The organism is Aminobacter carboxidus, assembly GCF_014863355.1.
Lineage (GTDB): Bacteria > Pseudomonadota > Alphaproteobacteria > Rhizobiales > Rhizobiaceae > Aminobacter > Aminobacter carboxidus.
On sequence record NZ_JACZEP010000005.1, the window covers coordinates 159,691 to 182,821 of the forward strand.

The following is a 23,131-nucleotide window of genomic DNA, read 5'->3' on the forward strand; positions in this document are numbered from 1 at the left end:
GAATCGCTGTAAGTGAGGGAGGAGATGAGTTTGATTGAGCATGCGGCCGGCGGTGTAGCGTCCGGACAGAACCTCACCGCGCTGCTGTCGCCACGGTCGATCGCAGTCATCGGGGCGTCGCCACGCCCCGATACTCCAGGCCATGACACGCTGGTCCAACTCCGTCGCATTGGCTACACCGGCAAGATCATTCCAGTGAACCCGAAATATGAGGAGATTGCCGGGTTGCGCTGTGTTCCGAGCCTGGCGGCACTCGACGACACGCCCGACCATGCCATCGTTGCCGTCAACAACGACATCGTCGAGGCAGCGATCGGCGAGGCAGCGGCGCGCGGCATCAAGGCGGCGACGATCTTCGCCAGCTGCTATCTCGAAAACGATACCAGCCCGAAGCTGGTCGAGAGGCTCGCCGAACGTGCCCGCAACAATGGCATGTCGATCTGCGGCGCCAACTGCATGGGCTTCTACAACATGGCTCATCGCGTCTCGGCGAGCTGGTTCCCCATCGAGGAACTGCCCTCGGGACCGATCGCCTTCGTCAGCCATTCGGGCGCGGTCTTCGCCGCATTCCTGGGTCTCGACCGACGGCTCGGCTACAGCCTCGCCGTCTCGGCTGGGCAGGAGCTGACCACCACGGTCGCCGACTATCTCGACTATGCGCTCGACCTCGAGGAAACGCGTGTCGCTGCACTTTTCCTGGAGACAATCCGCGACCCACAGGGTTTCGCCAAGGCGCTCGAAAAGGCGCGCGACCGTGATGTTCCCGTGGTCGCGGTCAAGGTTGGCCGCACTAGCCAGAGTGCTCGCCTGGCTGAGAGCCACTCCGGTGCGATCGCCGGCAACGACGCCGCCTACCAGGCGCTTTTCGACCGCTACGGTGTCATCCGCGCCCGCGATGTCGACGAACTGGCGGCGACGGCAACGCTGCTGTCGTCGCCGAAGAAATACGTATCCGGCGGCCTTGCTGCGATCACCGATTCCGGGGGCGCGCGCGGCCTGTTGATCGACCTCGCCGACGACGAGAAGGTCGGCTTCGCCCAGATCGGCAAAGCCACCGAAACCGTGCTGCGCGAAAGGCTCGACTATGGGCTGGAGCCCGTCAACCCGCTCGATGCCTGGGGCTCGGGCCGCGACTATGTCGGTGTCTATCGCGACTGTCTGAACGCGCTGATGGCCGATCCGGATACCGGCATCGGTATGTTCTTGTTTGACATCGCGCTGGAGGATCATCTGTCGCGTGGTTTCGTTGGCGCCTGCATCGACGTGGCGAATGCCACCGACAAGCCGGTGTTCGTCGCCACCAATTTCGGCAAGCTGCCGCGCACCGAACTGGCAAACCAGCTTTATGCCGCGGGCATTCCGTTGATTGATGGCGTCGGCACTGCGTTGCGGGCTGTGAAGCATCTTGTTTCCCGCAAGCCCCCATCAGATTCGATCGCGACGACGAGCAAGATCATCGATACGGCAGTGGTAGAGGGGTGGAAGCGCCGCCTTGGCAAGGCAAATGGTTCGTTCGACGAAGCGACGGGTTATGCGCTTGTCCAGGACTGGGGCATTGCGACGCTGTGCCACCACAGCGTGGCCAACAGGCAGGAGCTTGAGCAGAAGCTTGAGGGTTTCCCACTGCCCGCGGTGCTCAAGACGGCGGCGCCCGGCATCCTGCACAAGTCGGATGTCGGTGGCGTGTTCGTCGGCCTCAAGGACAAGGCGGCCGTGCTGGCGGCTTATGACGACATGGCAGGCCGGCTCGGCAAGGAAGCGATTCTCGTCGAGATGGCGCCCAAGGGCGTTGAACTGATCGTCGGCGGGCTGATCGATCCGCAGTTTGGGCCGATCGTCATGATCGGTGCCGGCGGCATCCTGGTCGAGCTGTTCAAGGACGTGGCCTTCGTGCTGGCGCCGGCCTCGCGCGAGGAGATCCGCCGCGCCATCGACAAGCTAAAGACGGCAGCAATCCTCGGCGGCCTGCGCGGTGCGGCTGCTGCCGACATAGATGCTGTCGTGGCCACGATCGCCTCGTTCTCGCAACTGGTGGCCGATCTTTCGGAAGACATCACCGGCATTGAGATCAACCCGCTGCTGGCGACGCCAAAAGGGTGCGTTCCGCTGGACGTTTTGGTGACGTTGAAGAGTTGAGGCACTTGTCGACAACACAACAAAGAGCCGCCGACAGTGATGCCGGTGGCTCTTTTACGTTCTCGTCACGCCACGGGCAGGTTGGAACGGCGTTTCGTCGATAAAGGGCAGGATGACGTTTTCGGCGATCCGCGAGACATTGTTGCTGTATTCGTTTAGGTAGAGGCTGCCGGCTCAAGCGATGGAGCCGGCCGAGAACACCGCACGCCGCCAGCCGTTCGAAGAACCTGCAGCTTGGCAAATAATTCTTCGATCTCGCCTGCGGATCACGCTTCCAGCTCCGTGCCGACCACCTGCTTCCAGCGCAGCTTGAACACTTCCCATTCTGCCTCGCGCTGATTGTCGAAGCGCATATTGTCGAGGATGACGGTGGCGCGGCCGCGCACCCCGGTGAGCCGGCAGACCTTCCATTCGCGGTTCGGAATGGTGCATGCGAGCACATAGCGGCCTTCTATCGGCATGGCGCTGCGAAAATAGTCCAGCATGCGCTGCAACTCCATCGAGTAGGTTGGACCGGGCGCATCGCGAAACTGCAGAGCTACATCGCGCTCTGCTGCGGATGGCTTGTACATCGTCGGTCTCCTTTACTTGACGTGTGGCCGCCGCTCTTCCGCACTCGATCTGGGCCTGTAGTATCCGGTGCCGAACCTTTGGCGGTGATCGGGGCGGATCTATTCAGCGCGCTTCTCGCGCCGCGTCAGAGATGTAGTCGCGCTGGTCCTTCCAGCGCTTGGCCTTGTACTGGCTGCGCGCCAACGTTTCGGGCGCAAGCGCCGTTACCTGGAAGCGCAGGGCAATCTTTCTGCGGATATCGCCGGCGATCTGTTCGCAGAGCTCGGCGCTGCGACCGGGCGCGAGCGCCGATTTCGGCATGAAGCGCAGCTCGGCCCTGTCCAAGCCGTCTTCGGTCGTCGACAATACAATCTCGTATTCGTCGACTTCCTGGAAACCGAGCACGACCTGCTCGATCGCCTGGGGCCAGACATTGATGCCCTTGATTCGATACATCTCGTCGAGCCGGCTGATCGAGCCGATCTCAATGCCGCAAAAGGGTCGGCCGCAACGGCAGTAGGAACCGGTGCGATAGACGGCCAGATCCTTCATCCGGCAACGGATGACAGGCGTGTCCAAATGATAGAGGCTGGTGATGACGATCTCGCCCTTCTCGCCGTCTCGGACATGCTTGCCGGTGGCTGGATCGATCACCTCGACCAGTACATGCGGGTCGACATTGTGCAGCATGCCGGGCCTGTGCTCGTCGCCTGTGCCTTCCTCGCAGGTGAACATGTGGTCGTTGCGCGACTGCGTCGAGCCGTAGCGGTCGAACACCCGCGCATTCCAGTCGCGCTCCAGGCGGTCGTACCAGCGCAGCGACGCGCCTTCGCCGCCGCAGAACAGCGCCTCGACGGTTGAGACGTCGGCGCTTTGGTCGCGCAGGGCGGCGAGATGCCAGAAATACGAAGTCGTGCCGATCAGGCCTTTCGGCTTGAAGCGCTCGATGAGTTCCAGCTTGCGTTCCGCATCGTAGTTGCCAGCGGGCAGCACGTTGAGCCCGTAGTCGAGAGCGCCGTGATATTCGAGCCGGCCACCCCCGAGCATGGTTAGCGGCAGCGTCAGCAGGGCTGTGTCGCCTGGACGCAGCCTGGCCCAGCGGTACATGTAGGCATAGACTGCCGAGCTGCCCTGCAATTCGCGCAGTGTCTGGCCGTGCAGTTCCTGACCCTGGCCGGAGGTACCGCTGGTCGTGAACAGCATCAGCGGATCGCGTCGGTTGATGACGTGCCTAAGTCTGCTGCCATAGGGCGGCTCCGTAACCTGGTCGGTAATGAAGTCGCCTTTCTCGACGGTCGGCACGCGATCAGCGAAATCTTCCAGCGACTTGATGGTGGTGACGTCGATGCCGCGCTCGTGCCAGACGCGCGAATAAAAAGCGTTGGTGGTCGAGACATATTCGAGCAGCCCCTGCAGTCGCTGAAATTGGAGCGCGCGTATCTCGCTACGCTCCAGCCGCTCCCAGGAATCGCGTTCGGGCGGGGTGGAAGCTTGCAACATCCTTGGTCCTCGTTGATCGTTTTTGTTGAGTTCTCGATCCGGACCGATCGATGGGAATTCCAGGCGTCGGCCCGAAGTGACGTCGGTCAGCCGCGGCTGGCTCCTGCGACTACCAGCACCACCCCAATGACAAACTGGGCGCCGCACGTCGTTGGTTCCCCTTGGCTCGTGAACTCGTACCGGCCCTGCTGCGCGATGTCGGTGGGTTGAGTTCAGAAGATCATCAGGCCGTCGCGGACGAGATGGCGCGCAATCAGCAGGCGCTGGATCTGCGGCGTGCCGTCGAAGATCTGGAAGGCACGCGAGTCGCGCATCAGTCGCTCGGCGGAATTCTCCTTCGACAGGCCATTGGCGCCCATGATCTGCACGCATTCTGTGGTCACGCGAACTGCCATTTCGGTGCACAGGAGCTTAGCGACGGAGGCAAGGGCTGTGGTTTCCTTGGCATCGCCACGACCGAGCGCGTCGAGGCCCTTGAGCCATACGGCCTTGCTCATCTCGATTTCTGCCGCCAGTTCGGCGATCAGGAACTGCAGGCCCTGGTGCTGGAAGATCGGCTTGCCGAACTGCTGGCGTTGTAGTGCATAGATGCGGGCGATTTCGAGTGCGGCTGTCGCCGTACCCAGTGCCATTCCCGCCGCGTTTAAACGTGCAGAGTCGAGCGTCAACATGGCGATCTTGAAGCCTTCGTTCTCTGCGCCGAGGCGGTGGGTCTCGGGCACGAAGACGTCGTCGAACACCAGTTCGCTGGTCGGATTGCCGCGCAGACCGGTCAGCGGCTCATCGCGGCCGCGCTCGAAACCGGCCACACCATACTCGACCAGGAAAGCGGAGATGCCGCGGGAGCCCGCGTCAGGATCGGTCTTGGCGAAGACTACGAAGACGTCGCCGACCGAGCCGTTGGTGCACCACATCTTGCGGCCGTTTAGCCTGTAGCCGCCGTCGACTTTTGTCGCGCGCGTCCGCATCGCCGAAACATCGGACCCAGCCAGCGGCTCTGACATCGAGATGCATGGGATCTTTGAGCCTTCGGCAACCTGGGGCACGATCGATTGAGCGATGTGAGGCGCCGCCTTGGCGATGATTGGGGTCAGCACGTCGGCGCAATTGGCAAATGTCACGGCGAAGGCCGGGCTGGTGCGCGCTATCCTTTCGGCAGCGAGCAGGGGCAACACATGGTCCATGCCGATACCGCCGAACTCCTCAGGCACATCGATACGGAACAATCCAAGCTCGCCTGCTTGCCGGTAGAGCTCATACGGAAAATCGGCGGTGCGTTCCATGTCGGCAATGGCTGGCTGGACATGTTCGCGGCAGAACCGGTCGACTGTCGCGAGGACGGAAGTGCGGAGGGAGGTGTCGGTCAACTGTTGGTCCTCGGCAGTGGAGCTGGGCGTCGCGCTAGGCGCCATGTGACGCGTCTCCGTTTAGAAAATAAGGTCGCTGGGTGGGTTCACCCTTGCCTATTTGTCGAAAATACCCATAAATGTTTGAAAAAATCAACACAAAAAGGATTACGATATGGAGGGTAGCACAAACGGCGAGGCCTGTTTCCTCGACGTCGGCGGATGGGCGCATCCTTTCGGCCGCGCGCCATGGCACTTCGAAGGTGAAACGCTAAGTGTCTATGTCGAGGCCGCTTCGGGCTCTTTGGCACCGTTTTTTCCCGAACCCCTGACGCTTGCCGGCCCACCGGTCTTCCGGCTGACTGTGCATGCGTTGCGTTCTGATTGTGGTCTCGGACGGGAATGGGCGGCCCGCAATCCGCGTCGCTCGCAATTCCACGAAGCGGTGATTGCATTCAACGCCGAGATCGATGGTGTCAGTGGCAACTGGGATCCGTTCATGTGGACCGACGCCGAGGCCCAACTCTCCGTCGGTCGGGAGCTCTACGGTTTTTCGATGCGGCTCGGCGAAATCTCCATGACCCGGCGCCCAGCACTTAACGGCTGGCGAAGTGGTGATATCATTGCCGCGCAGGCCTGTCAGGACGGCCGCCCGATCTTCTCGATGGAGATGGAACTGGGCAAGACCGGCGCCGAGGCGGCGCCTGTGCCGGTCGCTGGCACGCCGGTATTTTACTCGCGCCGCACTTTGCCGCGCCCAGGCAATCCAGCCGTATCGGATGTGGAACTTTGCAGGACGACGATGCAGAATCTGCGCCTTGGCGAGGTCTGGTCGGGACATGGCGCATTTCGTATCGAGCATGATCGGCTCAGTGCGTTGGCCGATGGCAAGGTGCTCGGCGCGCGCTGGAGCAGCTTTGAAATGACAAAGATTCCCGCCGAAGTTCTCGGCCGGTGGACTGTAAACAGTGAAGGTAGGAGCTGACGACATGATCGACCTAAAGAACAAGACCATCCTCGTCACCGGTTCATCGCGCGGCATTGGCAAGGCCATTCTCGAGACCTGCCACGCCGCGGGGGCTAATGTCGTCCTGCACTATGGGCGCAGTGGCGCTGCGGCCGAGGCAATCCGCGGCGAGCTTGGCGCCGAACGCTGCCTCGCCGTTCAGGGCGAACTCGGCGAACTCGGCGACATTCAGCGCCTGTGGCAAGCTGCAGTGGCATGGAAGGGCAAGGTCGATGTGCTGGTCAACAACGCCTCCATCCGCATCGACCTCGACCTCAGTACGGCGGATACCGAATGGGATGCTGCCTGGCGCAAGGTTCTCGATGTCAACCTGATCGGCCCGGCGCACCTGTCGCGTATGGCGGTTCGGCATTTCCAGCAAAGCGGCGGTGGCTCGATCGTCAACATCGCCAGCCGCCCGGCCTTTCGCGGCGACACGGCGACATGCCCGCATGACGGTGCCGCAAAAGGCGGCCTTGTCTCGCTTACCCGGCAGATCGCCCGCCACTATGGCGGCGACAACGTCAAGGCTTTCGTGGTGGCGCCCGGTATCATCGAGACCGACCAGGCCTCGGAATTCTTCGAAGTCAGCGGCCGCGGCCCGTGGCTCGAGGAAATCCCCGCCGGCCGCTTCGGCCGCCCTGCGGATATCGCCAACATCGTCGCGTTCCTGGCGTCGGGACTGGGCGACTATGCCACCGGCTCGACCATCGACGTCAATGGCGCGTCATATGTTCACTGATCGGCGCGTCAGAAGGACGGAGGCGTCGCCGCACTGACGACTTCGCAGATATCGTCGCTGACATTGCGGAACCGGTGCGGGAGGGAGCTGTTGAAATAATACGCCTCTCCCGCTTTCAAGATCTTGCGTTCGACACCGACGGTCACTTCGAGTGAGCCTTTCAGAACGATGCCGCATTCCTCACCGGAATGTTGCAACATTTCAACGCCCGTATCGGTGCCTGGACCGTAACGCTCCATCACCATCTGCAACTTCCGGCTCTTGTCTCTTCCGTTGATGAGAAGGAACGAGATGTCGCCGCCGCCAATTTCGACAAGGTCTTCCTTGCTAAAAAAGACGTTGGAGGCACTCTCCATGTCAAGAGAGAAGAAATCAGCAATACTGATGGAAAAAACAGACAATATCTTCTTGAGAGATGCGACCTGCGGGCTGGTTGCCCCTTGCTCGATAAGCGAAATTGTCCCGTTGGTAAGGCCAGCTCTTCGGGCCAGCTCACGTTGCGAAAGTCCATACGCGGCGCGCAGGGTGGCAAGCCGTTCGCCGACGCCATCCGAGTCATGTTTCGGTTCGCTCACTGTGACCTACTTTTTCGGTTTGTTGCTGGTTTTCAACTATGCCGAACTCTCCCTGATCGGCAAGCTGTAATATGCGATGCTTGCCCGGTCGGCCCCGGTCAATCTTCTCTAGACAGTCTTTTTCAAGTGTGTAATGTAGAAAAAATCAAACACACCGAATGGCGGGAGGGCCTTTGTGAACTTCGAACTTACCAGTCAGCAGGCCCTGATTGCGGAGACTGCGCGGCGTTTCGTAGCGACGCATTTGATGCCGCATGAAGAAAATATCGAACGCTCAGGTGAGGTTCCGGATGAACTGCGCCTCGAACTCAAGGATCTGGCGCGTGAGGCGGGTCTTTATGCGGCAAACATGCCCGAAGCAGTCGGCGGTGCTGGACTGAACAATATCGAGCTCGCCCTGCTCGAGCGCGAGCTGGGACGTGTCAGCCTGTCCCTGGCGAGTTGCGTACTGCGCCCGGCGCCCATCCTTAAGGCCTGTGCCGGCGAGCAGATCGAACGTTATCTCAAGCCAACTGTGAGGGGCGACCGCGTCGATTGTTTTGCGCTAACCGAGCCGGGTGCGGGTTCCGACGCAAACAACATCTCAACCCAAGCGACAGCAGATGGCGACGACTTCATCCTCAATGGCTCGAAGCATTTCATCAGCCATGCCGACGTTGCCGATTTCGCCATCGTCTTTGCCGTCAGCGGCATGACCGACGGTCCGCGTCCGCGCAAGCTGATCACCTCCTTCCTCGTCGACAAGGGGACGCCTGGATTTGAGGTGCGGCGCATGGGCCGTGCCGTCGGCAACCGCGGCTATCATCAATGCGAACTGTTCTTCACCGATTGCCGGCTGCCCGGGAGCCAGGTTCTGGGCGAGATGCATCGCGGTTTCGACGTTGCGAAGGAATGGTTGTTCGCCAGCCGCCTCGCCATTGCTGCCAACTGCGTTGGGCGTTCCGAGCGCATCCTCGAAATGGCGCTGGAGTGGGCGGCAACCCGCAAGACATTCGGCAAGCCGATCGCCGAGCATCAAGGCATCGGTTTCAAGCTCGCCGACATGGCGACCGAGATCGAGGCGGCGCGACTGCTCATGCTTCAGTGTGCCTGGAAGATGGATCGCGGCGAGGGCAGCGAGGCGCTGCTCGGCATGGCCAAGATGTATGGCAGCGAAACGTTAGGTCGCGTCGCCGACCACGCCGTGCAGATATTCGGCGGCATGGGTGTGATGCAGGAGATGCCGATCGAGCGCTTCTGGCGTGATGCGCGCGTCGAGCGAATCTGGGACGGCACGTCGGAGATTCAGCGCCACATGATCGCGCGCGAACTGACGCGCCCGTATAAGCAGTAGGAGGAAAACCTTGGAAACTCTCGTCAAGTCGACGCGTCTCGGCAAGATCAACATCATCACGCTCAACCGCCCCAAGGCGAACGCGATCAACATCGCCATGAGCGAACAGCTGACTGCTGCGTTCAAGGCTTTCCGCGAGGACGACGGTCTGGTCGCCGCCATCGTGACCGGGGCCGGAGACAAATTCTTCTGCGGTGGCTGGGATATGAACGAGGCGGCCAGCGGCGTGAAGGACAATGAGGAGCACGGCGCAGGCGGCTTTGCCGGCCTGCAGGAATTGCTCAATTGCAACAAGCCGATTATCGCCGCCCTCAATGGCCTGACCGTCGGCGGCGGCTGGGAAATTGCGCTCGCTTGCGACCTGGTGCTGGCCACACCCAACACTCGCTTCTGGTTCCCTGAAGTGCAGCGCGGCTTCATCGCCGACGCCGGCGGCGTCCAGCGCCTGCCGCGCATGCTGCCCAAGCGCATCGCCATGGAAATCCTTCTGACCGGCCGCTGGTTCGAGGTCGCGGAAGCCGAGCGTTGGGGCATGATCAATGCGATCGTCGACAGCGCGGAGCTGATGCCGCGCGCGATAGCCCTTGCCGAGAAGATCGCCGAGGGTGCGCCGCTCTCGGTCCAGGCGACCAAGGAGGTCGTTCGTGCCACAGAGGTGATGACCGACCGCGAAGCGTTGACTGGCCTCGCCGGCCTCGATCTGCCGGTACACAAGCGGATGATGGCATCGTCCGATTTCATCGAGGGACCGACGGCATTCACCGAAGGCCGTGCGCCGGTCTGGGCCGGCCGGTAAGGGACTGCAGGCCATGAGCGAATCCAAAAAGACCATCATCACCGCCGCGATCACCGGCTCGATCCATACGCCGAGCATGTCGCCCTATCTGCCGGTCACGCCGAAGGAAATCGCTGACCAGGCGATCGACGCGGCTCGGGCAGGTGCGGCGATCGTCCACCTTCATGCCCGTAATCCGGAAACCGGCGAACCGGCCTCCGATCCAAAGCTCTATCGCGAGATCATCAGCCGCATCACCGACGCTTGCGATGTCGTCGTCAATATCACCACAGGCGGTGGTAACAACATGAGCGTCGAGCAGCGCCTCGCCGCAGCCGTCGAGCTCAAGCCCGAGATCTGCTCGCTGAACATGGGCTCGATGAATTTCCCCATGCACACGCTGCTGCGCAAGCACACTGAGTTCAAGCATGGCTGGGAGTGCGAATATATTGAGGAAAGCCGCGACTTCGTTTTCAAGAGCACGTTCAAGGACATCGAAGATACGGTCAAGCTGCTGTCGCCGCTCGGTACGCGCTTCGAGTTCGAGTGTTACGACGTCGGCCACCTCTACACGCTGTCCTTCTTCGAGCGCGAAGGCCTGGTCGAGGCGCCATATGCGATCCAGTTTGTGATGGGCATCCTCGGCGGCATCGGCGCATCGCTCGAGGAGCTTGTCCACCTCAAGGGCACTGCCGACCGGCTGTTCGGCGACCGTTATCGCTTCTCTGTTCTGGCGGGCGGCAAGGCCCAGATGCAGATCGCTGCGGGTGGCGCCATCTTGGGTGGCAATGTTCGTGTCGGCATGGAAGACAGCCTGTTCATTTCCGCCGGCAAGCTCTGCAAGAGCAATGCCGAACAAGTGGAGAAGGCTGTACGCATCCTGACCGAGCTGTCTTGCGAGATAGCTACGCCCGAAGATGCGCGGCGGACGCTGAAACTGAAGGGCAGGGTGGGCTGATGACGATGCCGGGCGAACGGATATGCAGTCTGATCGCCAGTCCACGTCGCGACGGCAACTCCAGCCGGCTTGCCAATGCCTTGGCCGAAGGTGCCGCATCGGCTGGGCATCAGGTCGAAACGCTGCATATCGTCGATTTCGTCAGCGGCTTCCTGCGTGATTGCCGTGACTGCCGCAACGCGGACGGCGAGTGCAGCATCGACGACCGCTACGGCGAGTTGTTGCTGGAGCACATACTGCCAGCCAGTGCCGTCGTGATTGCTACGCCGATCTACTGGTATGGGTTACCGGCGCAGTTCAAATGTGTCGTCGACCGGCTGGTCTGCTACACGAGCCAGCGGCACCGAGGCTCCGTCGATGTCCTGCGCCAACTCAGCGGTAAAAAATATGTGCTGCTTTTGTCGTCGGAGGAGAGCAACTTTGGCATGAGCGTCGGCATTGTCCAGCAGATGTCCGACTTCTGCCGCTACACCTATGGTTCGCTTGTTGCCGTGATGAATGCCGTCGGCAACCGTCGTGGCGAGATCGAGCGCGACCCGGCTGACCCGCTTGGGCAGGCGAGAAAAATCGGTTCGGACCTCTTCGGTATCCGCGCCACCGACTTCAGGATAGATACGCCGCGACCCGGCACTGTCTGGCTTACAGGAGAGCCCAAATGACTGGACTCGCACAACGACTTCCCGATGATGCTGGCGCGCACGCCCCTGCCAAGAAGGTGCTGTGCAGCTTCAGCAAGGTCAACAAGAGTTATGATGGCAAGACGCGCGTCGTAGCCGATCTCGACCTCGATATCTTCCAGGGCGAGTTCCTGACACTGCTAGGGCCATCCGGTTCCGGCAAGACTACGACCCTGATGATGCTGGCCGGCTTCGAGCAGCCCAATGAAGGCAGCATCGAGCTTGATGGCACCTCCATTGTCGGCGTCCCCGCCTATTTGCGCAACATCGGCATGGTGTTTCAGAACTATGCGCTGTTCCCGCACATGACCGTTGCCCAGAACCTCGCCTTCCCGCTGCGCATGCGTGGGGTCGGCAAGGTCGAGCGCGAGCAGAGGGTCAAGAACATTCTTGACGTGGTGCGCCTGCCCGAGGTCGCCGACCGGCGTCCGACGCAGTTGTCAGGTGGCCAGCAGCAGCGTATCGCGCTGGCCCGTGCGCTGATCTTCGAGCCGCGTCTGGTGCTGATGGACGAGCCGTTAGGTGCCCTCGACAAGCAGCTGCGCGAGCACATGCAGATCGAGATCAGGCAGTTGCATGAAAGGCTTGGCATCACGGTCGTCTATGTCACGCACGATCAATCCGAGGCGCTGACCATGTCCGACCGGGTCGCCGTCTTCGCCCATGGCAAGATCCAGCAGATCGCGGCGCCGAATGACATCTACGAGCGCCCTGCCAACGCCTTTGTCGCGGACTTCATCGGCGACAACAACCAGCTGCGCGGCATCGTCAAAGGCCATGAGGGCCATGAACACGAGGTCGATTGCGGCGGCGTGACTGTTCGCGCCGTTTCGGAACACCAACACCAGATCGGCACCGAAGTTCTGGTTGCATTCAGGCCTGAAAATGCGGTGCTCGACCATCCCATCCCGCCCCTGCCCAACAAGTTCGATGTGCAGGTCTCGGAGAAGATCTATCTCGGCGACCACCTCAGGCTCCGCTGTCGGTTGGCAAATGGCGACGTCATCACGGTGAAAATTTCCAACAAGGCTCAGCGTGGCGACTTCGCTCCAGGCTCGGCAACATCCTTCTATTGGTCGGGATTGGACTGCCATGTCCTGTCGACCGAAATCGCAAAGTTGTAGAAAATATCAAACACGCCACTGGACGAGCACCCTCCTTTCCGTTAGAGTTTAGTTAATTAAACATCTGCTCGACGGAACCGGGCGCAATAAGGGAGTGAGGACATGAAGAAATATGTAGCCACAGTTGCGTGCGCAGCTGGCCTTTTCACACTGGAGCCGGGCATGGCGGCGGCGCGCGATCTGACCATCGTTGCGTGGGGTGGTGTCGGCCAGAATGCGCAGCGTGCGGCCTACTTCGAGCCCTATGCCAAGGCAACCGGCAAGAAGGTGCTGGAGGACCAGACGCCCTTGCTGGCCAAGGTTCGCAGCATGGTCGAGTCCGGCAATGTCACCTGGGATCTGCTTGATCAGGAATCAGCGGAAGCGGTGATCGGCTGCGAGGAAGGGCTGTTTGAAAAGCTCGACTGGAGCCAGATCGACAAGTCGAAATATGTCGACCATGTCCATGGCGAGTGCGGCTACGGCTTCTACACCGCTGGCAACATTCTCGCTTATGACGGCGATCGCTTCGCTAGCAATCCTCCCTCCAGCTGGGCAGATTTTTTCGACACCACAAAGTTCCCCGGCAAGCGCGGATTGTGGAACACGCCGAAGGGTGCGCTTGAGGTTGCCTTGATGGGTGACGGCGTTCCGGTCAGCGAAGTCTACAAGGTGCTGCGCACTCCGGAAGGTGTCGATCGCGCCTTCGCCAAGCTCGACTCGATCAAGAAGGAAATTCTGTTGTGGAATTCGGGTGCCGAGTTCCTGAGTCGTCTCGCCAGTGGCGAGTATGTCATGACCTATGCGTGGAACGGCCGCATCGCCACCACCAACGCCACCGACAAGAAGAACTTCAAGATCGCATGGGACGCCGGCTACACCTATGTGACCGACCAACTGGTCGTCGTGAAGGGCAGCCCCAACGCCGCCCAGGCGATGGAGTACATCAAGTTCATCGACGAGCATCCCGAACTCCAGGCGGAATACACCAAGCGCACCTTCTACAGCTCGACCAGCCTGGCTTCGCTCGATCACCTTTCCGATGACGTCAAGGCGCAGCTTCCGCTGATCCCCGATCGCCTGAAGAACGCCGTGCCGGTGGACGACGAGTTCTGGGTCGAGAACCTGGACAGCCTGACCGAGCGTTTCAACACTTGGGCCGCGCAATAACCGAACTGAAAATCTAGCATCCTCCCAATGCTGGCGGCGGTCGTCGAACGGCGGCCGCCGCTTCTTCTCGGAGAAAGACGTGACCTTTCTGACCAGGACAATGCGAACCAGATGGGCAGCCAGCTTGCTGTTGATCGCACCGCTCTTTGCGTTCTTGCTTGTCTTCTATTTCTATCCCATTGCTTCCTTCCTGCTGCGCAGCGCAAGCACGTCCGAAATCACCAACACCATTCCGGCAACGTCGATCGCACTTGGCCAATGGGACGGCGAGGGCCTGCCGGACGAGCCGGTCTATGCCGCTCTCGTTTCAGATCTGAATGCCTCGGCGCAAGCGGCCGCGATCCTCGGACGCCGCCTGAATGCGCTGGAGCCTGGCATGCGCACTGTTGTGCGCAAGGCAACCGCTGCCGCGCGCGAGCTGACTTTAGCTACACCCGCCGAGGCGAAGGCGAAGCTGATCGAAGCGGACGAAAAATGGGGCGCTCCGGCGACCTGGAAGCTTCTGAGGCACGAGACCAGGGTGGCGACCTCCACCTTCCTGCTCGCTGCGGTCGATGTGCAGCGCAAAGCCGACAAGCTCGAGCTAAAGACCGGCAACGACGCTCTGTTCCTGCCGATCTTCCTGCGCACCTTGGCGATCTCGTTCACCGTAACGCTGATTTGCATCATCATCGGCTACCCCGTTGCGTGGGTCATCGCCATGGCGACCCCGCGTACGGCCAGCTGGCTGATGCTTTTGGTGCTGGTGCCGTTCTGGCTGTCGATCCTGGCGCGCACCGCTGCGTGGATCATCGTCCTCCAGGGCAACGGCCCGGTGAACAGCCTGCTAATGTGGGCCGGTCTCGCCGACGCACCGCTGCAACTGGTGTTCAACCGTTTCGGCGTGATCCTGGTCATGGTACACGTGATGCTGCCGTTCCTTGTGCTGCCATTGTGCAATTCGATCAGGGCCATCCCTAAGTCCTATTTCCAGGCCGCGGCCAATCTTGGGGCGCCGCCCGTACGCGCTTTCATGCACGTCATCTTCCCGCTCACCGTGCCGGGCATGTGGGCAGGCGGCTTCATCGTCTTCATTCTGTCGATCGGCTACTACATCACGCCCGCGCTCGTTGGCGGGCCGAACGACCAGATGATCAGCTCGTTCATCGCCTTCTACACCAACCAGTCGATCAACTGGTCGCTTTCCTCGGCGCTCAGCGCCTGGCTGTTGGGCGGCATGCTGGCGCTGGTGATGCTGAGCCAGCGCGTCATCGGCCCCATGATCAGGAGAGTGACATGAACGCAAACCGCGCTGCCTCGGGGCGAGGCTGGACGATTTTTGTGCGTGTTTCGGCTGCGCTTGTCTTCGCCTTCATGCTCTTGCCGCTGCTGGTGCTGATCCCGGTATCGCTCACCTCAGGAACGCTTTTGGTCCTGCCGACACCAGGCTATTCGCTGCGCTGGTACCAGGATGTGTTCCACAATCCGATCTGGCTGAATGCTTTACGTAACAGCTTGATCATCGCCTCGATTACCACCGTGGTGGCAGTCGCACTGGGAACGGCGGCGGCCATCGGCATCTGGCGCCTGGCCCCAAAGGTGCGTGGCATCGCACTCGCAGTCATCAGCGTGCCGATCGTCACGCCCGCGGTCATTGCGGCCGTTGCGATGTTCATCTTCCACGCCAGCGTGGGGCTGGGTGGGTCGATGACCAGCATCGTGCTGGGCCATATCACCATCTCGGCGCCGTTTGTCGTGATTGCCGTGCTCTCCAGTCTCGACGTGTTCGACAATCGCCTGATGCTGGCGGCTGCCAGCCTCGGCGCCGCGCCGCCGAAGGCGTTCTGGCATGTCATGCTGCCGATCATCACCCCAGGCATCGTTTCAGGTGCGATCTTTGCCTTCCTCACCTCCTTCGACGAAATCGTGTTGGTGCTGTTCCTCGGCAGCCCGAGCGTCCGCACGTTGCCGCAGGAACTGTTCAGTGGCATCCGCGAACAGATGAGCCCGTCTGTAACCGTCATCGCCAACATGCTGATCGTGGTCGCCACCGCAGCCATCATCGCTGTCGAGCTGTTGCGCCGCCGGATCGTTGTTGCAGGGGAAAAGAAATAGACGGATCACCGGCTTCCACCTCGAAGTTGCAGGCCGTGCCTCCATCGAAGGCGCGGCCTTGCCGTTTCAGAGGTAAAGCGCTGCTGCCAAGACGGCGTAGGCCGCCAACACGGTCAGCGAGGCGAGCATGATGGCCCGGATGGCAGTCGACTTGTAGCAGCTGTCGGGGCGGGATCTTCTGACCATGGACGGCTCCCTCAAAACGAAGCCGCCGGCTCGAAGGTGCCAAAATGGTGCCGCCAACGCTCGGCGATCTCGCCGACGGTCGCGTAGGAACGCACCGCCTCCATCGTTGCCGGCACCATGTTCTCGCCGCTCACACAGGCGCGGTCGATCGCGTCCAGCGCTTGCTGAACTCGGGCGTTGTCACGCTCGCGCCGGATTCGCGCGGTGCGCTGGTGCTGGCGGCCGGTCGTCGTGGGGTCCATCCGGAAGGCACTGTTGGGCACGTCTGGCTTCTGCGGCCACTTGTTGACTGTCACCCAGGGCCGGTCGCCGCGATCGAGCCGCTGCTGCCGCCGCTGGGCGCCCCGGTTCATGATCTCCCGACCGAAGCCGCCGTCGATGACCCGTAGCGCGCCGCCGATCTCGTCGATTCGCTTGATGTGTTCCCAGATTTCGTCGGCGGTCTGCTTGGTCAGGGTCTCGATGAAATAGGAGCCACCGAGTGGGTCGATGGTGTCGAGGAAACCGTGTTCGTGGGCAATAATCTGCTGGGTGCGGACGGCCACCTTTACCGTCTCCTCGGTCGGCGTGCCGACCGCCTCGTCATAGGAGGCAATGTAGACGTAGCTCGCCCCGCCGAGAACGTAAGCGAGCGTGCCGAAGCCGATGCGCACGATATTGTTGAGGGGTTCCTGCAGCGCCTCCTGGCCGTGGCCATAGACGGTTGTTTTCAGCGCCATCGAACGCGGATCGCGGGCGCCGTAACGCTCCTTGAGCAGGCGTGCCCACACCCGCCGCAAAGCGCGCAGATTGGCTACCGAGACGAAGAAGTCGTGGCGCTCGTCCGGAAACATGTGGAACAACGGCGCAACCTTGTCGATGTCGTGGCCTTGGGCGACGAGCAGGTCGAGATAGTGGATGGCGTTGCCAAGCGCGAGTGCTGCACCCCAGGTGGAACCGGCGCCGCCGGCGTTTAGGTGATTGTAGCAGACGGTGATCGGCGACCAGCCCGGTGCGTGCTCCGCGCACCAAACGACGGGATCGACGGCGAGCTTGGCTGCCGGACCGGCCGGTATGATCTGCGTGCCACGTGCGAGATATTCCTTCAGTGGATCGTTCTGCAGGTTGATGACATAGTCGCTTGAGGCGAGCCCCTGCTTTTCACCGACCACGGCAAACATGGCGAGCACGATAGGGCCGATGGAGTTGCCGAGGGTGCCGACGCGCTTGATGGAATTGAGCGGGATGCCTTCGAACAAAAGCTCCATGTCGGCAAGCGTGTCGATCGACACGCCAACGCGGCCGACCTCACCGGTCGACATGACGTCGTCGGAATCGTAGCCGCATTGCGTCGGCAGGTCGAAGGCGATTAGCAACTGCTCGACGCCTAGGTCGATCAGTTTGCGGAAACGCTTGTTGCAATCGGTCGCCTCGCCGAACCCGGCATAGGCGGAAACGACGAAGGGCTCGGTTCGGAACATCGCGGCGGAATCGCCGCGCGTGAAGGGGTATTCACCGGGAAAACCGACATCTGTCACATAGTCGAAGCCGACGTCGGCGAGAGATTTCGGGCTGTAGAGCGGCTCGATCACACGCCCAATGTCGATCTCGAACTGCTTGCGCTCCGGCAGATGGTCGATGGCCGGCGCGTAGGATTCGCTGAGCCACCTCACATGTTCGCGCGAAACGTCGGACGCCAACGCGCTTTCTCGCCGGGTGTCCGGAATGTCATTCGTCGGCATGATCTTTGTCCATTATCCGCTCGGCGGCGCGATGCGGGTCGCTGCGGCCTGCGATGATTTCTTGCATTTGGTCGTCCAGGTTTGCGGCGTTGCCGGCTCCTAGATGCCGGTCGAGCAGGCGCCGCTGCAGGATGGAACGCAGGTGCCTCGCGAGGTTGTGCCGGCGCCGGCGCTCGTGCTGACCACTGTCGTCGATCCAGTCCGCGCACGCTTCGATTGCCTCGATCAGCTTGCCCGCCACGCCGGCGTCGGACGCGGTGACCGTAACGACCGGGGGGTGCCAGGCACCGCCGGACAGGGTCGCATCGCCATAGCGTTCTTCGATCCGTTGCCGTGTCGCGCCGGGCACCGCAGCAAGCATCGAGCGGTCAGCTTTTCCTTCGTTGCGGCCGGGACGGCCGGCGAAAACCAGCGCCAGCATGTTGCCTAGGTCGTGCTTGACAGTTGCCGCCCCGGGCAGATCGCCCTTGTTGACGACATAGATGTCGCCCACCTCCATCAGCCCGGCCTTCGCAGCCTGGACGGAATCGCCAAGCCCGGGAACGGAGACGACAAGCGTGCAGTCGGCCACAAAGGCCACGTCGACTTCGTTCTGCCCGACGCCTACTGTTTCCAGCAGGATGCGGGAGACACCGAAGCTGGCCATGACGGCGGAAAGATCGACCGCCGCTTCAGTCAGGCCGCCGGAATGGCCGCGTGCCGACATGGAGCGGATGAAGACCTCGTCGAGATCCTCGCAGCGGCGCATCCTGACGCGATCGCCGAGGACTGCTCCGCCCGAGAAGGGGCTGGCGGGATCAACGGCGATGATGCCGACGCGGTGTCCCTGGCCGCACCATTCGGCGGCGAGCGCGTCGATGAGCGTGGATTTGCCGACGCCAGGCGGGCCTGTCACGCCGAGCACCAGGCTGTCTTGTTGCTCGGCATAGGCTCGGGCCAGCACCTCGCGCCAACCGGGCGATCTGTTTTCGATGGCACTCAGCGATTTGGCGAGCAGGCGGCGCCAGGTCGTAGCCATGACTATTCGACCGCGACCATCATGCCGTCGCCCTGGCCGTAGCCGCCGCAAATGGCGGCAACGCCGAGCCCGCTGCCTTCCCGGCGCATGCCATTGGCAAGGGTCATGACCAGCCGGGCACCGCTGGCGCCAAGCGGATGGCCGATCGCCACCGCGCCGCCGGCCTTGTTCGTTCTCTCACGCAAAGCATCAGCCTTGCCGCGGTCCCCGTTGGCAAGGACCAGCGTGCTGACCAGTGGCGTGGCTGCAAAGGCCTCGTTGATCTCGAAACGGGCGATGTCGCCCTCCCGCTTGCCGCTTCGCTCGAGCAGCCTGTCGATCGCGACGGCTGGCGTAGTGGAGCCGCTAGTCGGCCCGCCGGCAACCTGGACGTAGTCCACGATTTGCGCCAGCGGCGTCAGGCCATGTACCCGCGCAAACCGTCTGGACGAAAGCATCAGGAATGCTGCGCCGTCGTTAAGTCCAGGCGCATTTCCCGGAGTGACCGTTGGACTCGAGTACACCGTTTTCAGCCTGGCGAGTTTCTCCAGCGATGCATCGGCACGTGGAGATTCATCAGAGGCGAGGGTGGTGCCAACGTGATCGACAGCAAAACGCTCTGCGGCGTAATAGCCCAAAGCCTCGGCGGTAAAATACTTGCGATGGCTTTCGACCGCCCATTCGTCCTGCTGCTGGCGGTCGACGCCCATCCGCTCGGCTTCTTCGCCGGTGTAGCAGGCGATTGCCTTGTCCAGGAAATCGGCGCGCAAAAGCAGCGGGTCACTGACGTCGACTTTTCCGGGGCGGATGCCGCGCTGGCGCGGCCACAGGTATGGCGTGTTGCTGAGGCTGTCGAACCCGCCGCAGACAACGACATCGGCCCCGCCGTTGCGGATATCCTTGAAGCCCAGACCGATCGCGGTCATGCCCGAACAGCAGGCGCGGTCGACGCTCATCGACGGTACGGTCTCAGATAGTCCGGAACCCAGCAGCAGCGCCTGACGGGCGGCGGTCAAGACATTGGCGCCGATCATGCCGATGCCGGCATAGAGCGCTTCGACAGCCTTGGTGTCGATGCCGCTGCGGCGCATCGCCTCGGCAATCGCCATAGAAGCGAGATCGGTCGCCGGAGCGTCTTTCAGCGCGCCACCAAATTTTCCAAAAGGCGTGCGGGCAAACGAGATGATCACCACGTCGCGGTCGTTCATTGCACGGCCGCCGCCGGCTGGAGACGCGCCCGGAGCTCCGCCTTGTCGACCTTGCCGTTTCCGGTGCGCGGAAGGTGTCGGACGAAAAACCATCGCTTTGGCGTTCTGATGCCGATCCTCGGCTTACAGAAGTTCTCGCATTCGGACGCGGTGAGTTTGGCTGCGGCTTCCGGAGCGATGAAGGCCACGCAGAGCTCGCCCAATGCGTCGTCTGAAATACCGACGACGGCCGCTTCCTGCACGCCGGGGCAGCTCGACAGGCAGGCCTCGACTTCAGCCGGATAGATGTTGAACCCACCTGAGATCAGCATCTCCTTGGAGCGGCCGACGACGTAGATGAAGCCTTCAGCGTCCTTGCGGGCAAGATCGCCAGACCACAACCAGCCGCCGCGCAGCACCTTGGCCGTCTCTTCGGGTTGGTTCCAGTAGCCCGACATGATGTGCTCGGCACAGATGGTAATCTCGCCGATTTCGCCGGTCGCCACTTCCACGCCCGCCTCGTCGCGCAGTACGATTTCGACGAAGCTGTAGGGACGGCCGATACAGCCGAAACGGATACCGCCGTCGGACGCAATGTGCTCGGCCGCCCTGAGCAGGCTGCAGGTCATCATCGCTTCGGTCAGGCCGTAATTGTGGGTCAGCACATCGCCCCAGCGGGCAATCGCCCTGTCGAGTGTGTTGCGCTGGATCGCCTCGGCGCCGTAGCCGATCCACCGGATCGACGAGAGGTCATGGCGGTCGATATCGGGCGAATTCAGGATGCGCGTCAGTACCGTGGGCACGCAGCTGAAGGCGGTCACCCTCTCGCGTTCGATGGTCGGCAACAGTTGGTCGAGCGCGCCCCCGGGGACGACGACATTCGTCGCACCGCGCAGCAGGAACGGTGTGAAATAGGCGCCGCTGGCATGGGTGAGCGGGCCGACATGCGCGAGCCGGTCGTCGCCGCGGATGTCGCGGTCGATCAGCATGTTCTTGTAGACGCTCTGCCAGTTGCGGTGGCTCAGCATCACGCCTTTTGGCGCGCCTGATGAACCCGAGGTGTAGTTGATCGAGCACAGCGCATCGAGGTCGTCGCCAGCGGAGGCCTCAGGCCCATCAAAGCTGGTCAGGGCCGGCCATGCGGGCCCGCCCGACGCATCGCCATCGACCTGGCAGAGCCAGAGTCCGGACTGTTCCAGCGCCGCCAGTTTCGTGGTGGTCGTGTGGTCGTGGAATACGGCCTTCGCGCCACAATCCTCGACGAGCCGCTCCACTTCGCAGGCGGTGGAGCGCATGTTGAGCGGCACGCGCACAAGCCCAGCCTGTTCGATGGCCAGCTGCAGAATGAGATATTCGGCGCGGTTTTGCATGTAGAGGCCGATGCGGCTCGCCTTCGGCAAAGCAGCCTGAAGGCCGGAAGCAACGTGCCCCACCAACTGCTCCAGTTCGCCGAAGCTCCAGCGGCGTCGGCCATCCACGAGCGCGGTCCTGGCATGGTTTGCGCGCAGCGCGTTGCGAACATAGGCATCGACACTCACAGGCTGGCCTCCGTGCCGAGGTCGATCTCGGCTTGGATGTACTCGGCAATTTCGGCGACGCTCGTGCCCGACAGGAAAACCTTGGACACGCCGATGGCGAGCAGATCGGGAATATCCTCCTGCGGGATGACGCCGCCCACGATCATCTTGATGTCGCTGGCGCCGGCCTCGTTGAGCAGCGCTCGCACCTTGGGCACAAGCACGCCATGCGCGCCCGAAAGGCTGCTGATGCCGACGACGTCGACGTCCTCGTCGACAGCGATCCTGGCGATCTGTTCAGGCGTCCGGCGGATGCCGGTGTAGACCACCTCCATGCCTGCCTCGAGCAGGCCGCGCGCCACGACACGGGCGCCGACGTCGTGGCCGTCGAGGCCGACCTTGGCCATAAGGATGCGTATCTTGCGTAACATGTCGGGGTGCTGCGGTTGACGATGCCGCAAGCTTGTTCGGTTGCTCCTTCGAGCGCCAATAAAGTGTTTTTATGCAGCTCATAAGGCCGGATGAAGTGACGCGCTTTGGATGGACCGGGCCCTCCTGCTTGCTTGTGTGGCTTTGCCGGGCGACGTATCACCGGTTGCTGCCGACTTCAGAGAAAGGCCTGTCATGGACCTGCGCCAGATCCAGTATTTCGTTGCCCTTTACGAGGAAAAGAGCATCACCAAGGCTGCGCGCCGGCTGCATGTCGTTCAGCCGGCGGTCAGCATGCAGATCCGCCGCATCGAGGCCGACTACGGCGTGACGCTGTTCGAGCGCACGACCTCCGGCGTTTATCCCAACCAGGCCGCCAACACCGTCTATCCGATGTGCCTTGAGGTGCTGGCGAATGTCGAAAAGCTACGCCGGACCTTGCGCCATGGGTCCGGCAAGATCGACGGAACGCTCAATGTCGGCGTGCCGCCTTCCATTGCCCACGGCATCCTTGCCGGGGTTTTGATGGATTTCCAACAGCGATACCCAGACGTCCAGATTGCGGTGTCGGAAGGCTATAGCGCCCATCTGGTCGACTGGTTGCTGCAGGGCGACCTCGATTTCGCCGTCCTCGGCGAGTTTGAAGACGACCGCCGTCTCCATTGCGAACCGTTGGCGATCGAGGAACTCAGGGTGCTCACCAGCACCGCAACACCCGTCACTGGCGACTCAATCACCGGGCGCGAACTCCAGAGGCTAAAGCTCATCCTGCCTTCGACCAAGAACTTGATCCGCATCCTGATCGACGCCGAGTTCGAGCGTGCCGGGCTTACGCTTGCGCCGTCGATGGAAGTGGATTCGCTGGCCACCGTGTTCGCCGCGGCGCGTCAGCCAGGCTGGGCTTCGATCTTGCCTGCAGCAGCGATCAGTGACGCCGACCTCGATCGCGGCATGCGCAGCCTCGCCCTTGTCGAGCCCGCCATACGCCGCACACTGGTCGCAAGCTTCCCGACGCTCAAGCCGTCTTCTGCTGCCGCGCATGAATTCCTGAAGGCGCTGAAGTGGGCCGTACTGCAGGCCGGCGGCATCGAAATCCTGGCATAAGACCGCCTGATAAAGGGCATCAA

At 62.0% G+C, this 23,131-nt stretch carries 21 protein-coding genes; 12 read left to right on the forward strand and 9 right to left on the reverse strand.

Annotation, left to right across the window (positions count from 1 at the left end):
- Nucleotides 1-24: 24 nt before the first annotated feature.
- A complete protein-coding gene (locus IHE39_RS17305; protein WP_192567339.1) occupies nucleotides 25-2,136 on the forward strand; it encodes an acetate--CoA ligase family protein in 2,112 nt (703 codons plus the stop codon).
- Nucleotides 2,137-2,402: 266 nt separating this feature from the next.
- On the opposite strand, the gene IHE39_RS17310 is transcribed toward IHE39_RS17305, so the two are convergent.
- From IHE39_RS17310 to IHE39_RS17320, 3 genes are all read right to left on the reverse strand, one after another.
- The gene (locus IHE39_RS17310; protein ID WP_192567340.1) at nucleotides 2,403-2,708 is read right to left on the reverse strand and encodes a N,N-dimethylformamidase alpha subunit family protein; all 306 of its coding nucleotides are present in this window, start codon (nucleotides 2,706-2,708) and stop codon (nucleotides 2,403-2,405) included.
- 103 nt (nucleotides 2,709-2,811) lie between these two features.
- Nucleotides 2,812-4,188 (reverse strand): phenylacetate--CoA ligase family protein, encoded by a 1,377-nt coding sequence (locus tag IHE39_RS17315; protein ID WP_192567341.1) that lies wholly within the window; start codon nucleotides 4,186-4,188, stop codon nucleotides 2,812-2,814.
- A 212-nt stretch (nucleotides 4,189-4,400) separates the two neighbouring features.
- Nucleotides 4,401-5,555, reverse strand: a complete 1,155-nt coding sequence (locus IHE39_RS17320) for an acyl-CoA dehydrogenase family protein (protein WP_192567342.1) — start codon at nucleotides 5,553-5,555, stop codon at nucleotides 4,401-4,403.
- A 154-nt stretch (nucleotides 5,556-5,709) separates the two neighbouring features.
- Between IHE39_RS17320 and IHE39_RS17325 the strand changes: the two genes are divergently transcribed.
- Both IHE39_RS17325 and IHE39_RS17330 read left to right on the forward strand, forming a co-directional pair.
- Complete coding sequence (locus IHE39_RS17325; protein WP_192567343.1) at nucleotides 5,710-6,519, forward strand: acetoacetate decarboxylase family protein; 810 nt, start codon at nucleotides 5,710-5,712, stop codon at nucleotides 6,517-6,519.
- Between the two features lie 4 nt (nucleotides 6,520-6,523).
- Nucleotides 6,524-7,282 carry an SDR family NAD(P)-dependent oxidoreductase gene (locus IHE39_RS17330; RefSeq protein ID WP_192567344.1) on the forward strand — a complete coding sequence of 253 codons (759 nt, stop codon included), beginning with the start codon at nucleotides 6,524-6,526 and terminating at the stop codon, nucleotides 7,280-7,282.
- An 8-nt stretch (nucleotides 7,283-7,290) separates the two neighbouring features.
- Here the strand turns inward: IHE39_RS17330 and IHE39_RS17335 are convergent, their stop codons facing one another.
- Nucleotides 7,291-7,857 carry a cupin domain-containing protein gene (locus IHE39_RS17335; protein WP_192567345.1) on the reverse strand — a complete coding sequence of 189 codons (567 nt, stop codon included), beginning with the start codon at nucleotides 7,855-7,857 and terminating at the stop codon, nucleotides 7,291-7,293.
- 175 nt (nucleotides 7,858-8,032) lie between these two features.
- On the opposite strand from IHE39_RS17335, the gene IHE39_RS17340 reads away from it, so the two are divergent.
- The 8 genes from IHE39_RS17340 to IHE39_RS17375 all read left to right on the forward strand — a co-directional run bounded on the left by IHE39_RS17340 (nucleotide 8,033) and on the right by IHE39_RS17375 (nucleotide 15,967).
- Nucleotides 8,033-9,190: an acyl-CoA dehydrogenase family protein gene (locus IHE39_RS17340; RefSeq protein ID WP_192567346.1), complete on the forward strand. Its 1,158-nt coding sequence runs from the start codon at nucleotides 8,033-8,035 to the stop codon at nucleotides 9,188-9,190.
- Nucleotides 9,191-9,200: 10 nt separating this feature from the next.
- Nucleotides 9,201-9,986 (forward strand): enoyl-CoA hydratase-related protein, encoded by a 786-nt coding sequence (locus tag IHE39_RS17345; RefSeq protein WP_192567347.1) that lies wholly within the window; start codon nucleotides 9,201-9,203, stop codon nucleotides 9,984-9,986.
- A gap of 13 nt (nucleotides 9,987-9,999) precedes the next feature.
- Nucleotides 10,000-10,923, forward strand: coding sequence for a 3,5-dioxohexanoate:acetyl-CoA acetone transferase (gene kce / locus IHE39_RS17350; RefSeq protein WP_192567348.1), 924 nt, complete (start codon nucleotides 10,000-10,002; stop codon nucleotides 10,921-10,923).
- The gene (locus IHE39_RS17355) at nucleotides 10,923-11,582 is read left to right on the forward strand and encodes a flavodoxin family protein (RefSeq protein WP_210327604.1); all 660 of its coding nucleotides are present in this window, start codon (nucleotides 10,923-10,925) and stop codon (nucleotides 11,580-11,582) included. Before kce ends, IHE39_RS17355 begins: the two co-directional genes overlap by 1 nt.
- Nucleotides 11,579-12,724 (forward strand): ABC transporter ATP-binding protein, encoded by a 1,146-nt coding sequence (locus IHE39_RS17360; protein ID WP_192567349.1) that lies wholly within the window; start codon nucleotides 11,579-11,581, stop codon nucleotides 12,722-12,724. The genes IHE39_RS17355 and IHE39_RS17360 overlap by 4 nt, the downstream gene beginning before the upstream one ends.
- A gap of 102 nt (nucleotides 12,725-12,826) precedes the next feature.
- Complete coding sequence (locus tag IHE39_RS17365; RefSeq protein WP_192567350.1) at nucleotides 12,827-13,873, forward strand: ABC transporter substrate-binding protein; 1,047 nt, start codon at nucleotides 12,827-12,829, stop codon at nucleotides 13,871-13,873.
- A 79-nt stretch (nucleotides 13,874-13,952) separates the two neighbouring features.
- A complete protein-coding gene (locus IHE39_RS17370; RefSeq protein ID WP_192567351.1) occupies nucleotides 13,953-15,152 on the forward strand; it encodes an ABC transporter permease in 1,200 nt (399 codons plus the stop codon).
- Nucleotides 15,149-15,967 carry an ABC transporter permease gene (locus tag IHE39_RS17375; RefSeq protein WP_192567352.1) on the forward strand — a complete coding sequence of 273 codons (819 nt, stop codon included), beginning with the start codon at nucleotides 15,149-15,151 and terminating at the stop codon, nucleotides 15,965-15,967. The genes IHE39_RS17370 and IHE39_RS17375 overlap by 4 nt, the downstream gene beginning before the upstream one ends.
- Before the next feature lie 197 nt (nucleotides 15,968-16,164).
- Here IHE39_RS17375 and IHE39_RS17380 read toward each other — a convergent pair whose 3' ends face one another.
- From IHE39_RS17380 to IHE39_RS17400, 5 genes are read right to left on the reverse strand one after another with little or no spacing between them, the layout of a single operon-like run.
- Nucleotides 16,165-17,874, reverse strand: coding sequence for a methylmalonyl-CoA mutase family protein (locus IHE39_RS17380; RefSeq protein WP_192567353.1), 1,710 nt, complete (start codon nucleotides 17,872-17,874; stop codon nucleotides 16,165-16,167).
- Nucleotides 17,861-18,892: a methylmalonyl Co-A mutase-associated GTPase MeaB gene (gene meaB, locus IHE39_RS17385; RefSeq protein WP_192567354.1), complete on the reverse strand. Its 1,032-nt coding sequence runs from the start codon at nucleotides 18,890-18,892 to the stop codon at nucleotides 17,861-17,863. The genes IHE39_RS17380 and meaB overlap by 14 nt, the downstream gene beginning before the upstream one ends.
- Nucleotides 18,893-18,894: 2 nt before the next feature.
- Entirely contained in the window at nucleotides 18,895-20,079 is a 1,185-nt protein-coding gene (locus IHE39_RS17390) for a thiolase family protein (protein WP_192567355.1), read from the reverse strand.
- A complete protein-coding gene (locus tag IHE39_RS17395) occupies nucleotides 20,076-21,596 on the reverse strand; it encodes an AMP-binding protein (protein ID WP_192567356.1) in 1,521 nt (506 codons plus the stop codon). Before IHE39_RS17395 ends, IHE39_RS17390 begins: the two co-directional genes overlap by 4 nt.
- On the reverse strand, nucleotides 21,593-22,006 hold the full coding sequence (locus IHE39_RS17400) for a cobalamin B12-binding domain-containing protein (RefSeq protein WP_192567357.1): 414 nt from the start codon (nucleotides 22,004-22,006) through the stop codon (nucleotides 21,593-21,595). The genes IHE39_RS17395 and IHE39_RS17400 overlap by 4 nt, the downstream gene beginning before the upstream one ends.
- Before the next feature lie 193 nt (nucleotides 22,007-22,199).
- Between IHE39_RS17400 and IHE39_RS17405 the strand changes: the two genes are divergently transcribed.
- Complete coding sequence (locus tag IHE39_RS17405) at nucleotides 22,200-23,108, forward strand: LysR family transcriptional regulator (protein WP_192567358.1); 909 nt, start codon at nucleotides 22,200-22,202, stop codon at nucleotides 23,106-23,108.
- Nucleotides 23,109-23,131: the final 23 nt, after the last annotated feature.

Bases quoted from the DNA above. Each gene is read 5' to 3' on its own strand.
- IHE39_RS17315 (WP_192567341.1), bottom strand. From the start codon at position 4,188: ATGTTGCAAGCTTCCACCCCGCCCGAACGCGATTCCTGGGAGCGGCTG.
- IHE39_RS17375 (WP_192567352.1), top strand. From the start codon at position 15,149: ATGAACGCAAACCGCGCTGCCTCGGGGCGAGGCTGGACGATTTTTGTG.
- IHE39_RS17390 (WP_192567355.1), bottom strand. From the start codon at position 20,079: ATGAACGACCGCGACGTGGTGATCATCTCGTTTGCCCGCACGCCTTTT.
- IHE39_RS17365 (WP_192567350.1), top strand. From the start codon at position 12,827: ATGAAGAAATATGTAGCCACAGTTGCGTGCGCAGCTGGCCTTTTCACA.
- IHE39_RS17380 (WP_192567353.1), bottom strand. From the start codon at position 17,874: ATGCCGACGAATGACATTCCGGACACCCGGCGAGAAAGCGCGTTGGCG.
- IHE39_RS17330 (WP_192567344.1), top strand. From the start codon at position 6,524: ATGATCGACCTAAAGAACAAGACCATCCTCGTCACCGGTTCATCGCGC.
- kce (WP_192567348.1), top strand. From the start codon at position 10,000: ATGAGCGAATCCAAAAAGACCATCATCACCGCCGCGATCACCGGCTCG.
- IHE39_RS17405 (WP_192567358.1), top strand. From the start codon at position 22,200: ATGGACCTGCGCCAGATCCAGTATTTCGTTGCCCTTTACGAGGAAAAG.
- IHE39_RS17400 (WP_192567357.1), bottom strand. From the start codon at position 22,006: ATGTTACGCAAGATACGCATCCTTATGGCCAAGGTCGGCCTCGACGGC.
- IHE39_RS17355 (WP_210327604.1), top strand. From the start codon at position 10,923: ATGACGATGCCGGGCGAACGGATATGCAGTCTGATCGCCAGTCCACGT.
- IHE39_RS17310 (WP_192567340.1), bottom strand. From the start codon at position 2,708: ATGTACAAGCCATCCGCAGCAGAGCGCGATGTAGCTCTGCAGTTTCGC.
- IHE39_RS17305 (WP_192567339.1), top strand. From the start codon at position 25: ATGAGTTTGATTGAGCATGCGGCCGGCGGTGTAGCGTCCGGACAGAAC.
- IHE39_RS17360 (WP_192567349.1), top strand. From the start codon at position 11,579: ATGACTGGACTCGCACAACGACTTCCCGATGATGCTGGCGCGCACGCC.
- meaB (WP_192567354.1), bottom strand. From the start codon at position 18,892: ATGGCTACGACCTGGCGCCGCCTGCTCGCCAAATCGCTGAGTGCCATC.
- IHE39_RS17325 (WP_192567343.1), top strand. From the start codon at position 5,710: ATGGAGGGTAGCACAAACGGCGAGGCCTGTTTCCTCGACGTCGGCGGA.